Here is a 15,123-nt window from a genome sequence, read left to right on the forward strand (position 1 = left end):
CGCTGCTGATGATCGGCGGCGCCTACCTCTGCTTCGAGGGCGTCGAGAAGCTCGCCCACAAGTGGCTGCACACCGCCGACGACGACGCCCACGAGGCCGCGCTGGCCGAGGCCGCCCGGAACCCGGCGATCGACCTGGCCGCGCTGGAGAAGGACAAGGTCAAGGGCGCGATCCGGACCGACTTCATCCTCTCCGCCGAGATCATCGCCATCACCCTGGGCACGGTGGCCGAGGCCAGCTTCATGACGCGCGTGCTGGTGCTCTCCGGCATCGCCCTGCTGATGACGATCGGCGTGTACGGCCTGGTCGCCGGCATCGTCAAGCTGGACGACGCCGGCCTGTGGCTCAGCCGCAAGGCCGCGGCCTGGCAGCAGGCGCTGGGCCGCGGGCTGCTCTGGCTGGCGCCGTGGCTGATGAAGGCGCTGTCGGTGGCCGGCACCGCCGCGATGTTCCTGGTCGGCGGCGGCATCCTGACGCACGGCGCGCCCTTCCTTCATCACGCGATCCAGCATGTCGTGGAGGCACTCGGCGCCAGCGGCTTCGCCCGCACCCTCGTCGAGCTGCTCGGCGATGCGATCGCCGGCATCCTGGCCGGCATCGTCGTCGTGGCCGTGGTCACCGGTATCCAGCGCCTGCGCCATCGCCGAGAATGACGCCCCATGAAGACGCATCACATCGAAGTCCAGAAGTTCAAGGCCGCCTCGAATTCCAGCACCAGCGGCCTGGTGACCTTCAAGGTGGACGCCCTCGTCAAGGAGCGTGAACCGGTCGAGGGCATCGAACCCAGCACGCTGCTGGTCATGACCGAGGCCAACGCCCGCGTCCTGATGGCGCTGCTCAAGACCCAGCTCACCGACATGGACGGCCGCAAGCCCAAGAGCCGTCACGGCCGCCACGGCTGAGCGCCGGCCCTCGCCTTCTCTGCTTCCCCGACTCCGCCCGACCCCGCCCGACTTTCCAGGATCCGACATGGACTTCCCGCAGTACCAGCCCGACAAGGCGCAATACACCCCGCTGACCGACGATGAGCTGTCGGACCTCGACGACTTCCTGTCCGAGATCGACAACGACGCGGCGATGAACATCGAGGCGCTCGACGGCTACCTCAGTGCGCAGCTGCTGAGCCCGCTGTCGCTGAGCGACAAGCCCGGCGCCGAATGGATGAGCCCGGTGTGGGGCGGCGGCGACCCCTTCGCCAGCGGCAAGCAGCGCAAGAAGATCGCCTTGCTGCTGCTGCGCCACGTGCACAGCCTGGCGGTGCAGTGGTCGTCGAAGCAGGACGAATGGGAACCGATCTTCAGCGTCGCCGAGGAAGGCGACCAGCAGCTGGTCGATGCCGAGGACTGGTGCACCGGCTTCATGATCGGCGTGGACCAGGACGGCGAGGCCTGGGCACCGCTGTTCGAGCACGTCAAGACCGCGGCCGCGCTGGCGCCGATCGCGCTGCTGGGCGGCGACGAGAGCCAGCTCAGCGCCGAGGACCAGGACAAGCTCACCGACCTGCACTGGCGCGACGCGCTCAGCCGCGAAGTGCCCGAGGGCGTCCTGACGCTGTGGACGCTGCGCCAGCAGGCCACCTGAGCGCTCCCCGCCTTGCCGCCGGCGGCCTCACGCCCGCGTCCCGCCCTTCCCTTTTCCTTCTTCCGTCCCGCCGAGTTGATCCGATGAAGCGCCACTTTCCGTTCGCGGTGCTGGCCACCGCCGCCTTGCTGACGATCGCCGGCTGCGGCACCCAGGTCGTCAACCCGGTCTCCGGCCGCACGGAGCGCAGCGCGATGAGCCTGCAGCAGGAGGTGGCCGCCGGCCGCGAGGCCCACCAGGGCGTGCTCAAGGAGTACGCGGTCGTCGATGACGCGCGGCTGCAGGCCTACGTCACCGCGCTGGGCAACAAGCTCGCCGCGCAGTCGCACCGGGCCGAGCTCGAGTGGCATTTCACCGTGCTCGACAGTCCGGAGGTCAATGCCTTCGCGCTGCCGGGCGGCTACGTCTACGTCACCCGGGGCATCCTGGCCTACATGGAGAACGAGGCCGACCTGGCCGGCGTCATGGGCCACGAGATCGGCCACGTGACCGCTCGCCACGGCGCGCAGCGGGCGACGCGCCAGCAGAACGCCGGCATCGGCGTGCTCGCCGCGACGGTGCTGGGCGCGGTGCTGGAGTCGCGCGGCGTGGGCGGCGCGACGGACATCGCCGGGCAGCTCTCGCAGAACGCCGCGGCCGGCTACATCGCCTCCTACAGCCGCGAGCAGGAGCTGCAGGCGGACCAGCTCGGCGCCGAGTACCTGGCGCGCAACCGCTACGACCCCAGGCACATGGTCGACGTGATCCAGGTGCTGAAGGACCAGGAGCAGTTCGCCGCCGACCAGGCGCGGGCACAGGGCCGCCAGCCGCAGACGGGCAACAACTGGCTGGCCTCGCACCCGAGCAACGAGCAGCGCCTGCAGCGCATCCGCGACGAGGCCTCGCAGCTGACCGCCGGGCAGGCGGTGGACGAGAACCGCGCCGCCTTCCTGCAGGCGATCGAGGGCATGGTCTTCGGCGACAGCCCGGCGCAAGGGCTGGTGCGGGGACAGCAGTTCCTGCACCCGGACCTGGACTTCGCGCTGACGGCGCCGGCAGGCTGGGCGATCCAGAACGGCAATGACGCGGTGACGGTCATGAGCCCGCAGCGCGACGCGGCGCTGATCCTGCAGCCGGTGCCGGCCAAGGCGGGCAACTCGCACGACGAGATCCTGCGCAACCTGGGCGCCGAGCAGGGCCGCACCGACGCGAAGACGATCAACGGGCTGAAGGCGACCCACTTCGCCGGCGTGCGTCGCAACGCACAGGGCCAGCGCGGCAACGCCGAGCTGACGCTGGTGACGAGTTCGAAGGGCGCGGTCTATGCGCTGATCTACGCCGCGAAGGACGGCCAGGCGCTGCAGGCGCGGCGCGAGGGCCTCACGCAGGCGGAGGGCAGCTTCCGCGCGCTGAATGCCGACGACCGCAAGCAGGCCCGGCCGTGGAAGATCGCGCTGCGGCCGTATCCGGCGGGCGGCTTCGCCGAGATGGCGAAGAGCTCGGTGCTGACCGAAGCGCAGCTGAAACTGCTCAACGGCCGTTACGGTGGCGAGGCGCCGCCCAAGCCGGGCGAGCGCGTGAAGACGGTGGTCGCGACGCCCTGAGCGCGCGCCGTCGCCCGTCCTGCGTCCTCGCCGCGCCCGCGGCGGCCTTACGGCTTCGGCGACTGATCGTTGTCGTTGAGCCGCCTGAGCTCTCCGTTGCGGCGCGCCTCGTCCAGCTGCTGCTTCACCTCGGCGCGCGTAGTGGCCGACCTGACGACCGGACCTTGCCCGTAGGGCTGGCCGTGCGCGAAGGACTCGTGGAAGGCGTGGTCGAGTTCCCCAGCCGCGCGAGCGCGCGCGAGTTCCGCCTTCACCTGCTCGCGGGTCAGGCCGCCCTCGTCCCCGCCGCCGGCGTCCCGGCCCGGCTGGGGCGACTGATCGTTGTCGTTGAGGCGGCGCAGTTCGCCGCTGCGGCGCGCCTCGTCGAATTGCTGCTTCACCTCCTGGCGCGTGAGGGCCTGACGGCGCTGCGCCCCGGAGAGGGCCTGCTCGCCCAGCTCGATGACCACGGGATCGAGCTCACCATTGGCGCGTGCGCGCGCCAGTTCCTCGACCACCTGGGCCCGGGTCATCGCGCGGCCGGACTGGCCCAGTTCGCGGGGCGTGTACTGGCCGTTCTCGGCGAACTGCGCCATCGCGGCGCCGGTGGCCATGGTCATCAAGACCGACATGAGCGTGAGACGGGTGGCGCGTCGAGCGTCGCGGTACTTCACCTGCTTGTTCCTTTCAGTTCCAGTCGCATGCCTGGCCCCGCCATCAGGCGGCCCCGGCATCGCACCACGGCGTGGTGTGCGATGAAGTCTGGCCGCGCGGGATGAACGTCGGTGGCCCCGGACATGAACCGCGCATGAGCAGCACATGAACAGCGCAAGCAGGGGCTTGCTTTCATGATCCGTTCATCTCTCGCTCACATTCGATTAACTGGGCTCGCCGCTGACGTTCATTGCGGGTTCTGAGAATTCATCCTGCACCGCGCAGTGGTGCGACGTCCGACAGGCAGCACGCCGAGTCCGGCCGTCTGACAGGAAGTGAAAGGAACAGCAAAGTGATGAACCGCAACACTCGAAGCACGACCCGGACGGCCCTGCTGTCGATCCTCGCCGCCGCCGCTGCGAGTGCCTCGATGTGGGCGCATGCCGAAGACGCGACCGCGCGTCCCCCGACCCGGGATGAAGTCAAGGCCGAGCGCGACCGCGCGCAGGCCTCCGGCGCCATCGACGCGGCGTTCGACGAGAACGGTCAGCACTCCAAGGAAGAGCTCGGCGTCAAGGGCAAGAGCACCAAGACGCGCGAACAGGCGCGCCAGGCCCTGACCGAAGCGCGCAAGTCCGGCGCGAAGCGCGACGCCTTCCACGAGTCGGCCGCCCACGCGAAGACCCAGAGCACGGATGCCCAGACCAGCGGATCCAAGACGCGGGCGCAGGTCAAGGCGGAGCTGGCGACCGCGCGCGCCAACGGCGACGTCGACCACGCCTTCCACGAGTCGCGTGCCCACGCGGGGCCTGGCACGGCCGGCGCAGCCAAGAAGCCGGCGACCACCCGCCAGGACGTGAAGCAGCAGTTCGACGAGGCGCGCCGCAGCGGCGAGCTGCGCCGCATCAACGACAACGACCAGTCGGCCAAGCCGTGAGGGGCCGCCCGCCGCGAGGCGGGCGGGTGGGTGTCCCTCGCCGACTCCGATGATTCAGCGGCTGCTGGTCGTCGAGGATGACCCGGCCGTGTCGGATCTCCTGCGGCGGTGCCTGACCGCCGCGGGGTTCATCGTGCGGATCGCCTGCTGCGGCGAAGAAGGGCTGCGCCTGGCCCTGGAGCTCGAATGGAGCCTCGTGATCCTGGACCTGGCGCTGCCCCGGCTGGACGGGCTGGACCTGTGCCGCCTGCTGCGCGCCATGGGGAGCCAGGTGCCCATCCTGATGCTGGCGGATGCCGCGAGCAGCAAGGACAAGGCCAAGGGGATCCGGCTGGGAGCGGACGACTACATGGCCATGCCCTTCGACCCCGAGGAGCTGACGGCGCGCGTCAGGGCGCTGCTCCGGCGCAGCCGCAGCTATCGGCCGGTGTCGACCACGCTGCGCGCGGCGGACCTGGTCTTCGACCTGGAGCGGCGGCAGGTGCGGCGCGCGGGCCGCGCGATCCCGCTCACGGCCAAGGAGATGGCGGTGCTGGAGCTGCTGATGGTGTCGCCGGGCAGCGTGCTCAGCCGCCAGCGCATCCTGGCCAAGGTCTGGGGCGATCAGGTCGATCCGCTGACCAACATCGTGGACGTCTACATGCGGCGTCTGCGATCGAAGATCGACCTGGGACACGGCCGCGCCTTGCTCAAGACGGTGCGGGGCATCGGTTACCGGCTGGACGACGCCGTCCCGGGGCCGGCATTCCGGACGGCGTGAGCGGCCGGCCGGGCGTCGTGACAGGCACGACATCCGCGGCTCAGGGCACGGGTAGGCTTGGCGTCCTACTTGCGCTGCGCCGCCCCCAGGTGTGCCAGCCAGAACGCCTCGTACTTGCGGTGCCAGCCCGCCGGCTTCACCGCGCCGCCGAGGGCGTGCTCCCCATCCGGATCCAGAAACAGCTCGACCAGCCCTTCCTTGCCCGACTCCAGCAGCGCGCGATACACGTTGACCGTGTCCTGATAAAGCACGTTCGGGTCCTGCATGCCGTGCACCAGCAGCAGCGGCTTCTTCAGCTGCCTGGCCAGCGGCAGCAGCGAATACTTGCGCAGCACCGGCTTGGTCCGGTCCACCTTGCCGATGGTCCGGCCGCTGTACCAGCTGTTGTAGTTCTCCCATTCCGTCGGACCCGCGCCCGCGATGCCGGCCGCGAACAGATCGGGCTTCGTGTACATCGTGTACTGGGTCTGGAAACCGCCGAAGCTCCAGCCGTTCAGGCCGATGCGCTGCCCGTCGACACCCAGATTGGCCTTCATGTAGGCGACCAGGTCCTCCAGGTCCTCGGTCTGCGGCGCGCCCGGCTGCTCCCAGTTGGCATCGGCGAACTTCTCGCCGTAGTTGGAATGCCCGCGCGGATCCACCGTCACCGTGACGTAGCCATGCTTGGCCGCCATGTACATCGCGAAGACATAACCGGTCGGCTGGAAGCTGTCGGTCTCGACCGAATGGCGATCATTCAGCGGCCCGCCGTAGGTGTAGACGACCGCCGCGCGCTTGTCGCTCGGCGCCCAGCCCAGCGGCTTGAAGACGTAGGCCGGAATCATGTCGCCGTGGCGGTTGCGGAAGCTGAAGCGCTCCGGCCGCAGCACGTCGACCTGGGCCCAGGCCGGGTCGTGACTCTGCGTCAGCACCTTGCCGGGCTCGGCGCCCGATGCGGCGGCCTGTCCCTTCAACAGCTTCAGCTCAGGGCGTTCGGCCCAGTTGCCGGCCACCGCCGCCGCCCACTGGCCATTGCGCGCCACCGCCGCAGCGCGGTGGTAGTCCGGCGAGCGGCCCAGCGCCGTCATGCGGCCGTCCTTGAGCTCGACGCGCCAGACATTCATCGCCGCGTAGTCGTCCTTGTTGGACACGACGAACATCGTCTTCGCATCCGGCGTGAAGCCCAGCACCTGGAAGGCCTCGAACTCGCCCTTGACCAGCGGCGTCACCGAACGGTCGGCGCCCGCCGCCAGGCTCATCGCGTAGGGCTGGCGCCAGCCGTTGTCGGCGAGGATCAGCACCAGTTGCTTCGAGTCCGGCGTGAATGACGGCGTCATCACGTTGACCAGCTCGTGGTGGATGGGTGCGCGACGCTCCAGCACCATCTCCGGTTTGGCGTCGCCGGGCTTGCCCAGGTAGACGCGGAACTGGTCCTTCTCGCGCTCGAAGGTGGTGAAGGCGTAATGGCTGCCGTCGCGCGCCCACACGACGGGCGAGATCTCGAACCACGCGTCGCCGCCCGGGTGCGTGAACACCGGTTCGGGCTGGCGCTCCGGCGCGGCGCCGGCCGCCGGCACCTTGCGGATGTAGATCGCCATCGAGGGCAAGCCGCGCTTGTCGTCGGAGACCTCGCGATCGACCTTCTTCGCCGTGGCGAAGCGGTCGCTGTAATTCATGATCTCGACCTGCCGGCCCGGCTTGGGCAGCGGCTTGCCGTCCGCGTTCACCAGCGGCGCGTTGGCCACCAGCGCCATCCAGCGGCCGTCCTCGCTCAGCGCCGTCTGGGCGATGCGGAACTTGCGGTCCTCGTCGTCCGGATTGAACAGCTCGCGGTTGATCACCTCGATGCCGGCGGTACCTAGGCGCACGCGCAGCACGCGGGTCTCGTCCTGCACGATCAGCGACTGGTCGTCCGGCGCGTAGGCGACCGGCTTGAGCGTGCGGCCGGTCGACAGCAGCGGCTCGGCGCGGTCGGCGCCCGCTTTCCAGCGCAGCAGCTGGCCGCGGTAGGCGAGCACCAGTTCATCTGCCTTGGACGCCCACACGAACTGCGAGACTCCGGGGTACAGGTCCTCGGGCTTGAGCTTCTCGCGCTCGCGCTTCTTCTTCAGTTCGTCGCGCAGCTCCCAGAGCGCCATGTCCTTGGGATCCTTGGCCGGCTTCTTCGCCTCCGCGGCGGACGCGCCCGAGGCCGGCGCCGCCGCGGCGGCCGGTGCGTCGCCCCAGGCCGCCTTTTCGGCCGCCTTGCGGGCGTCCTCGCGCGCCTTGCGCTCGGCCAGCTCGACCTTCAGATCGGCGATCGCCTGGCGCTCCCATTGATCCAGATCCACGGGCTCGCCGCGCAGGTAGGCGGCCTGCGCCTCCTCGCGGGCCTGGCGCTGGGCCAGCTCGTCGCGCTTCTGCTTGAGCTTGCGGGCGTAGCGCTCCAGGTTCTCCGGCGTCTCCACCACGGCCATCAGCGCCGGCGAACTCACGCGGACCGTCCTGCCCGTCTGGGTGTCATGGACGTACAGGTCGCTGCCAGGCTCGCCGAACGGGTTCCAGAGGTAAGCGACGTAACGGCCGCTCGCGCTGAATTTCAGGTCCTTGGCGGACTCCCCGCGATAGGACTCGGCGCGGAACAGCTGTTCCAGGGTCAGCGGCCGGTTGGCCACCGCGACGGGGGCCGTCGTCGTCTGCGCCAGCGAGGGCTCGCCGGCGCCCAGCCCCGTCGCCAGGGTCGCCAGCGCCAGGGAAGTCAGGATCCATTGCTTCAAATCGTTGCTCCACGCCCCGCAAGGTCAGCAGGGACGCGGGATTCTAGGGAGGGGTCAACAACTGCTTACCGCTGCGCTGTGCACCGGATCCGTCAAGCGCGCGTTAACCGTCCATACTTTCCCTAGGTAGGTCGGAGGTTCCATGAAGCACCTGATCCAACGCATCCTCGGCGCCGTGGCGCTGACCGCCGGCGTGCTGGCTGCGCCAACGGCCTTCGCGGGCGACGTGGGCGTGTCCATCAGCGTCGGACAGCCCGGCTTCTATGGCCGCATCGACGTCGGCAACGTCCGCCCCGACGTGATCTACGCGCAGCCGATGGTGATCGAGCGGGTCTACGACCCCGCCCCGCCGATGTACCTGCGCGTGCCGCCTGCGCATTACCACGCCTGGTCGCGCCACTGCGGCTACTACCGCGCCTGCGGCCGGCCGGTGTATTTCGTCCGCGAGGACTGGTACACGCGGACCTACGCCCCGGTCTACTACGGTCGCCCGCGCGTGCATCCGATGCCGGTCTATGCCCCTCCGCCGCCGCCCCGGTGGGAGCCGGTGCGTCGGGATTGGGATGGCCGCTGGGACGGCCGCCGCGACTGGCACGACCACCGCGACGACCATCGCGGCTGGGAGGGCCGGCGCTGGGAAGAACACCGCGATGACCATCGCGGTGGCGGTCGCGGCGGCTGGGACCGCGACGGTGACCGCGGTGATCGTGGCCACGGACATGGACGCGGCCATCATCGCGACTGAGGTTTTCCCCTCGCGTATAGTCGGCCGCTTGCACGCCAGCAAGGCGTGATTCACCGCGCCGACGTATGTTCGCCAAAGTCATCGCCGCCCTTGGACTGCTGATCTGCGTGCTGCTCGCGATCGACATGGCCTTGCCGCGGCGGCACCAGATGGCCTGGCGCGCATGGGTCCGGCGCCCGGGCCTTCTGATGGGCAGCGGCATCGGCCTGAAGGGTCGCTTCAATTCACGCGACCGCCGTCGCGCCGCCCATGACGCGGCCCTCGACGCGATCGCCCGCGCCAAGCACCGCTCAGGCACCTGGGACGGCAACGTCTATCACGGCGACGACTTCGAGCAGCGCCAGCGACGCAAGCCGCATTGAGCGCCGGTACCGGCCCTCCTCCCGCCTTCCAACGACAACGGCCTCCTTGAGAGGCCGTTGTCGTTGGCGCTTGCGGCGGCGTGCCGGACGCCCCGGTTCCGGAGCGCCCCGCCGGTCAGCGTCTTGCCAGCACCGGTGCCAGCGCCTTGCCGGTGTGCGTCCCTTGCGCCACCAGCGTCTCCGGCCGGCCTTGCGCGACCACGCGTCCGCCCGCCGAGCCGCCCTCCGGTCCCAGGTCCAGCACCCAGTCGGCTTCGGCGATCACATCGAGGTCATGCTCGATGACGACCACGCTGTGTCCGCCGTCGACCAGGCGATGCAGCACCCGGATCAGCTTCTCCACGTCCGCCATGTGCAGGCCCACCGTCGGCTCGTCCAGCACGTACAGCGTGTGCGGCGGCTTCTGGCCGCGGCGCGTCACGTCGTCGCGCACCTTCACCAGCTCCGACACCAGCTTGATCCGCTGCGCTTCGCCGCCCGACAGCGTCGGGCTCGGCTGACCCAGCGTCAGGTAGCCCAGCCCCACGTCCTGCAGCAGCTTCAGCGGATGCGCGATCGAGGTCATCGCGGCAAAGAACTCCACCGCCTCGTCCACCTCCATCTGCAGCACCTCGCCGATGCTCTTGCCGCGCCAGCTCACCGCCAGCGTCTCCGGATTGAAGCGCTGCCCATGGCACTGGTCGCAGAGCACCTTCACGTCCGGCAGGAAGCTCATCGCGATGGTGCGCATGCCCTGCCCTTCACAGCCCGGGCAGCGGCCTTCGCCGGTGTTGAAGCTGAAGCGGCCCGGACCATACCCGCGGGCCTTCGCCTCCAGCGTCTCGGCGAACAGCTTGCGGATCGCGTCCCAGAAGCCGATGTAGGTCGCCGGGCAGCTGCGCGGCGTCTTGCCGATCGGCGTCTGGTCGACCTCCAGCACCCGGTCCACCTGCTGATGGCCCTCGATGGCGTCGCAGCCCAGCCAGGTCGACGGCGCCCGGCGCAGCGGCACCGCCGCCGCCATGTTGGCCAGCAGCACGTCCCGCGCGAGCGTCGACTTGCCCGAGCCCGACACCCCCGTGATGCCCACCAGCCGGTGCAGCGGCACGTCCACCGTGACGCCGCGCAGGTTGTGCAGCGCCGCGTTGAGCACCGTCAGCTTGGGCGCGTCGGCGTCCATCTCGCGGCGCTCCTTGAGCGGATGCACCAGCGGCTTGGACAGGAAGCGGCCCGTCAGCGAATCGGGGTTCTTCGCGATCTGCTCGGCCGTGCCCTCGGCGATCACGCGGCCGCCGCGCTTGCCCGCGCTCGGGCCGATGTCGATGATGTGATCGGCGCGCCGGATCGTGTCCTCGTCATGCTCGACGACCACCAGCGTGTTGCCCTTGTCGCCCAGCGTCGACAGCGCCTTCAACAGGATCTGGTTGTCGCGCGGATGCAAGCCGATCGTCGGCTCGTCCAGCACGTAGCACACGCCCTGCAGGTTGCTGCCGAGCTGCGCCGCCAGGCGGATCCGCTGCGCCTCGCCCCCGGAGAGCGTCGGCGCCGCGCGATCCAGCGTCAGGTAGCCCAGCCCCACTTCCTCGAGGAACTCCAGCCGGCCCTTGATCTCGCTGACCACGTCGCGCGCGATCTCCGCGTCGCGGCCGGTCAGCGTCAGGCCGGCGATCCACTGGCGGGCCTCGGTCACGCTCCACGAGGCCACCGCCGCGATCGTCTCGTGCTCGAAGGTCACCGCGCGCGCCACCGGATTCAGGCGCGAGCCATGGCAGTCAGGGCACGGCGCGTCGCTCAGGTCCTCGATCTCGGCCTCCTCGGCGGGGAAGCTCTGTTCACGGCCGCGGTTGTCCTTGTCCTGCTGGCTGTCGTCCAGGGCCTTGCGCTGCTCGCGCGTCAGCGCCAGGCCGGTGCCGACGCAGGTGGTGCACCAGCCGTGCTTGGAGTTGTAGCTGAACAGCCGCGGATCCAGTTCCGGATAACTCGTGCCGCACTGCGGGCAGGCGCGCTTGGTGGAGAACACCCGCAGCTCGCCGATGCCGCGCGTCGGCTTCGCATTGCGCAGCGCGTCGTGCAGTCCGTCCAGCGGCGACAGCACATGCACCACGCCCTTGCCGTGGTCCAGCGCCTTGGCCAGCAGCTCGCGCAACTCGGCCTCGGTCTCCGGCGTGACGGTCATGTCGCCCACCGGCAGTTCGATCGTGTGTTCCTTGAAGCGGTCCAGCCGCGGCCACGGACTGGTCGGCAGGAACTCGCCGTCGACGCGCAGGTGGGTGTAGCCGCGCTGCTTCGCCCACTTCGCCAGGTCGGTGTAGACGCCCTTGCGATTGACCACCAGCGGCGCGAGCAGCCCGATGTGCCGGCCCTTGTAGTCGCGCAGCAGCTGCGCGGCGATGGCCTCGACGCTCTGCGGCTTCACCGGCGTGCCGTCGTTGGCGCAGTGCTGCACGCCGAGCTTCACGTAGAGCAGGCGCAGGAAGTGCCAGACCTCGGTCGTGGTCGCCACCGTGCTCTTGCGCCCGCCGCGCGACAGGCGCTGCTCGATCGCGACCGTCGGCGGAATGCCCCAGACCGCGTCGACCTCGGGCCGGCCCGCCGGCTGCACGATCGAGCGCGCATAGGCGTTCAGCGATTCGAGATAGCGGCGCTGGCCCTCGTTGAACAGGATGTCGAAGGCCAGCGTGCTCTTGCCGGAGCCCGACACGCCGGTCACGACGTTGAACTTGCCGCGCGGGATGCTGACGTCGACCGACTTCAGGTTGTGCTCGCGCGCGTTGACGATGCGGATCGCTTCATCGGCCTTGCGGCGCTGGCGCAGCAGCGATTGCAGCGGCTTGCCTTCGGCGACCTTGACCGGCGCGCGGTCCATCTCGGCCGCGTACTCGCGCAGCGCCTGCGCGGTGTGCGAGGTCGGATGGTCCTTCAGCGTCTCCGGCGTGCCGACCGCGACGACCAGGCCGCCGTCCTCGCCGCCCTCGGGCCCGAGATCGATGACCCAGTCCGACGCGCGGATCACGTCCAGGTTGTGCTCGATCAGGATCAGCGAATGCCCCGCCGACAGCAGCTTGCGCATGGCGCGCATGAGCTTGGCGATGTCGTCGAAGTGCAGGCCCGTGGTCGGCTCGTCGAAGAGGAACAGGGTGCCCTTGGTCGCGGTCGCCTGGCGCGGCTTCGAGGCCGCCTCCGCGAGGTATCCCGCCAGCTTCAACCGCTGGGCCTCGCCGCCCGACAGCGTCGGCACCGGCTGCCCCAGCGTCAGGTAGTCCAGGCCGACATCCGACAGCGGCTGCAGCTTGTTCAGCACCTCGCGGTCGTCCTTGAAGACGCCCAGCGCCTCGGCCACCGTCAGGTCCAGCACGTCGGAGACGCTGAGCTGCCGCCCGGCGCGCTCCAGCTTGACCTCGAGCAGCTCGGCGCGGAAGCGCTTGCCGTCGCAGTCGGGGCAGCGCAGGTAGACGTCGGACAGGAACTGCATCTCGACGTGCTCGAAGCCCGAGCCGCCGCAGGTCGGACAACGGCCGTCGCCAGCGTTGAAGCTGAACATGCCGGCGCCGTAGCTGCGCTCCCTGGCCATCGGCGTGTCGGCGAAGCGCTTGCGGATCTCGTCGAACACGCCGACGTAGCTGGCCGGGTTCGAGCGCGCCGTCTTGCCGATCGGCGACTGGTCGACGAAGACCGCGTCGGCCAGCCAGTCCGCGCCCAGGAGCCGGTCATGCGCGCCCGGCGCCTCGGTGGCCTGGCCGAACCAGCGCGCCAGCGCCGGATACAGCACGTCCTGCATCAGCGTGCTCTTGCCCGAGCCCGACACGCCGGTGACCGCCACCATGCGCTGCAGCGGGAACTCGACGCTGACGTTCTTGAGGTTGTGCTCGCGCGCGCCCTCGAGGATCAGTCGCGGCGTGTTCTCCTCGACGACGCGCTTCAGGCCCATGCCCACGTGCCTGCGCGCGCCGAGGTAGGCGCCGGTCAGCGTGTCGGCGGCGCGGATCTGTTCCGGCGTGCCGTCGAAGACGATCTGGCCGCCCTGCTGGCCGGGGCCGGGGCCCATGTCGATGAGCCGGTCCGCCGCCAGCATCACCGCCGGGTCGTGCTCGACGACCACCAGCGTGTTGCCCGCGTCGCGCAGGCGCTGCATCGCCTCGACGATGCGGTTCATGTCGCGCGGGTGCAGGCCAATGCTGGGCTCGTCCAGCACGAACAGCGTGTTGACCAGCGAGGTCCCCAGCGCCGTGGTCAGGTTGATGCGCTGCACCTCGCCGCCGGACAGCGTGCGGCTCTGGCGGTCCAGCGTCAGGTAGCCGATGCCGACGTCGACCAGGTACTTGAGCCGGTTGCGGATCTCGTCGAGCAGCAGCTTCAGCGCCTCGTCGAGCATCGAGCCCGGCAACTGGAGCTCGTCCATGAAGCGTCTGAGCCGGTGGATCGGCAGCTGCATCAGGTCATGGACCGACAGGCCCGGCAACGCCTCGAGCTGCGCGCGCGTCCACTTCACGCCCTCCGGCATGAAGCGCTGCGCGGCCGGCAGTGCCGCGTCGGCCAGCGCCTTGGAACCGATGCGCCACAGCAGCGCCTCGGTCTTGAGGCGCGCGCCGCGGCAGGCCGGGCATTCCGTGTAGCTGCGGTACTTGGACAGCAGCACCCGGATGTGCATCTTGTAGGCCTTGCTCTCCAGGTAATCGAAGAACCGGCGGACGCCGTACCACTGCTTGTTCCAGTTGCCGTTCCAGTTCGGGCTGCCTTCGATGACCCAGTCGCGCTGCGCCTGCGTCATCTGGCTCCACGCGGTGTCGCGCGGGATGCCGGCATCGCCGGCGTACTTCAGCAGGTCGTCCTGGCATTCCTTCCAGGCCGGCGTCTGCATCGGCTTGATCGCGCCGCCGCGCAGCGTCTTGCGCTCGTCGGGGATCACCAGGCCCAGGTCCACGCCGATCACGCGGCCGAAACCGCGGCAGGTCTCGCACGCGCCCATCGCCGAGTTGAACGAGAACAGCGCCGGCTGCGGGTCGGCGTAGCGGATGTCGCTCTCCGGGCAATGCAGGCCGGTCGAGTAGCGCCAGAGCACCGGCTCGGCACCCTCCTCGGTCGGCAGCACGTAGACCGTCATGCGGCCGCTGCCGCGCTTGAGCGCCAGCTCGATCGCTTCCATCGCGCGGGACTGCTCGACGCCCTGCATGCGGAAGCGGTCGGCCACCACGTCCAGCACCTTGCGGCCGTTGACGACGCGCTCCGACTGCACCCGCGTGAAGCCGGAGGCGGAGAGCCACTGCTCGACCTCGCCGGCGCTGACGGTCTCCGGCAGCTCGACCGGGAAGGTCAGCACCAGGCGCGGATCGCCGTCGACGGTGCGCGCCAGCAGCTCGGCGTGGATGGTCTGCGGCGTGTCGTGGCGCACCGGCAGCGCGGTGTCGCGGTCGAAGAGGTCCGCGCCGCGCGCGAACAGCAGCTTCAGATGGTCGTTGAGCTCCGTCATCGTGCCGACGGTGGAGCGGCTGGTGCGGACCGGGTTGGTCTGGTCGATCGCGATGGCGGGCGGCACGCCCTCCACCTTGTCGACGGCCGGGCGGTCCATCCGGTCCAGGAACTGGCGGGCGTAGGCCGAGAAGGTTTCGACGTAGCGGCGCTGGCCTTCGGCGTAGAGGGTGTCGAAGACCAGGCTGGACTTGCCCGATCCGCTGGGACCGGTCACCACGGTCAGCTCGCCGGTGCGCAGATCCAGGTCGAGGTTCTTGAGGTTGTGCTGGCGGGCCCCGCGAATGCGGATATCGGCGTCGGACATGAGGTGTGGGCTCGGGAGCCTCGAAAAAGGCAGTG

Annotated in this window: 11 protein-coding genes; 8 read left to right on the forward strand and 3 right to left on the reverse strand. The window is 69.9% G+C overall.

Annotated features, from left to right (window positions below):
- From FUT87_RS18270 to FUT87_RS18285, 4 genes are all read left to right on the forward strand, one after another.
- Positions 1–653 (forward strand): DUF808 domain-containing protein (locus FUT87_RS18270; protein ID WP_147241948.1); only part of this gene is annotated, 653 nt, incomplete at its 5' end.
- A 6-nt stretch (positions 654–659) separates the two neighbouring features.
- A complete protein-coding gene (locus tag FUT87_RS18275) occupies positions 660–902 on the forward strand; it encodes a hypothetical protein (protein WP_091720554.1) in 243 nt (80 codons plus the stop codon).
- A gap of 67 nt (positions 903–969) precedes the next feature.
- Entirely contained in the window at positions 970–1,581 is a 612-nt protein-coding gene (locus FUT87_RS18280) for a UPF0149 family protein (RefSeq protein WP_091720550.1), read from the forward strand.
- Positions 1,582–1,664: 83 nt separating this feature from the next.
- Complete coding sequence (locus FUT87_RS18285) at positions 1,665–3,164, forward strand: M48 family metalloprotease (RefSeq protein ID WP_147241949.1); 1,500 nt, start codon at positions 1,665–1,667, stop codon at positions 3,162–3,164.
- Positions 3,165–3,211: 47 nt separating this feature from the next.
- Here FUT87_RS18285 and FUT87_RS18290 read toward each other — a convergent pair whose 3' ends face one another.
- Positions 3,212–3,817 (reverse strand): DUF4148 domain-containing protein, encoded by a 606-nt coding sequence (locus FUT87_RS18290; protein WP_222617195.1) that lies wholly within the window; start codon positions 3,815–3,817, stop codon positions 3,212–3,214.
- 335 nt (positions 3,818–4,152) lie between these two features.
- Between FUT87_RS18290 and FUT87_RS18295 the strand changes: the two genes are divergently transcribed.
- Complete coding sequence (locus FUT87_RS18295) at positions 4,153–4,734, forward strand: DUF4148 domain-containing protein (protein ID WP_147241951.1); 582 nt, start codon at positions 4,153–4,155, stop codon at positions 4,732–4,734.
- Between the two features lie 49 nt (positions 4,735–4,783).
- Positions 4,784–5,494 carry a response regulator transcription factor gene (locus tag FUT87_RS18300; protein ID WP_147241952.1) on the forward strand — a complete coding sequence of 237 codons (711 nt, stop codon included), beginning with the start codon at positions 4,784–4,786 and terminating at the stop codon, positions 5,492–5,494.
- A 65-nt stretch (positions 5,495–5,559) separates the two neighbouring features.
- Here the strand turns inward: FUT87_RS18300 and FUT87_RS18305 are convergent, their stop codons facing one another.
- Positions 5,560–8,229, reverse strand: a complete 2,670-nt coding sequence (locus tag FUT87_RS18305; RefSeq protein WP_147241953.1) for a prolyl oligopeptidase family serine peptidase — start codon at positions 8,227–8,229, stop codon at positions 5,560–5,562.
- Positions 8,230–8,371: 142 nt separating this feature from the next.
- Between FUT87_RS18305 and FUT87_RS18310 the strand changes: the two genes are divergently transcribed.
- Together FUT87_RS18310 and FUT87_RS18315 are read left to right on the forward strand one after the other, a co-directional pair.
- Complete coding sequence (locus FUT87_RS18310; RefSeq protein WP_255511855.1) at positions 8,372–8,974, forward strand: hypothetical protein; 603 nt, start codon at positions 8,372–8,374, stop codon at positions 8,972–8,974.
- Positions 8,975–9,039: 65 nt separating this feature from the next.
- A complete protein-coding gene (locus FUT87_RS18315; protein ID WP_091720540.1) occupies positions 9,040–9,336 on the forward strand; it encodes a hypothetical protein in 297 nt (98 codons plus the stop codon).
- Positions 9,337–9,451: 115 nt separating this feature from the next.
- Here the strand turns inward: FUT87_RS18315 and uvrA are convergent, their stop codons facing one another.
- Positions 9,452–15,088 (reverse strand): excinuclease ABC subunit UvrA, encoded by a 5,637-nt coding sequence (uvrA, locus tag FUT87_RS18320; protein WP_147241954.1) that lies wholly within the window; start codon positions 15,086–15,088, stop codon positions 9,452–9,454.
- Positions 15,089–15,123: the final 35 nt, after the last annotated feature.

It is taken from the genome of Mitsuaria sp. TWR114 (assembly GCF_007997345.1).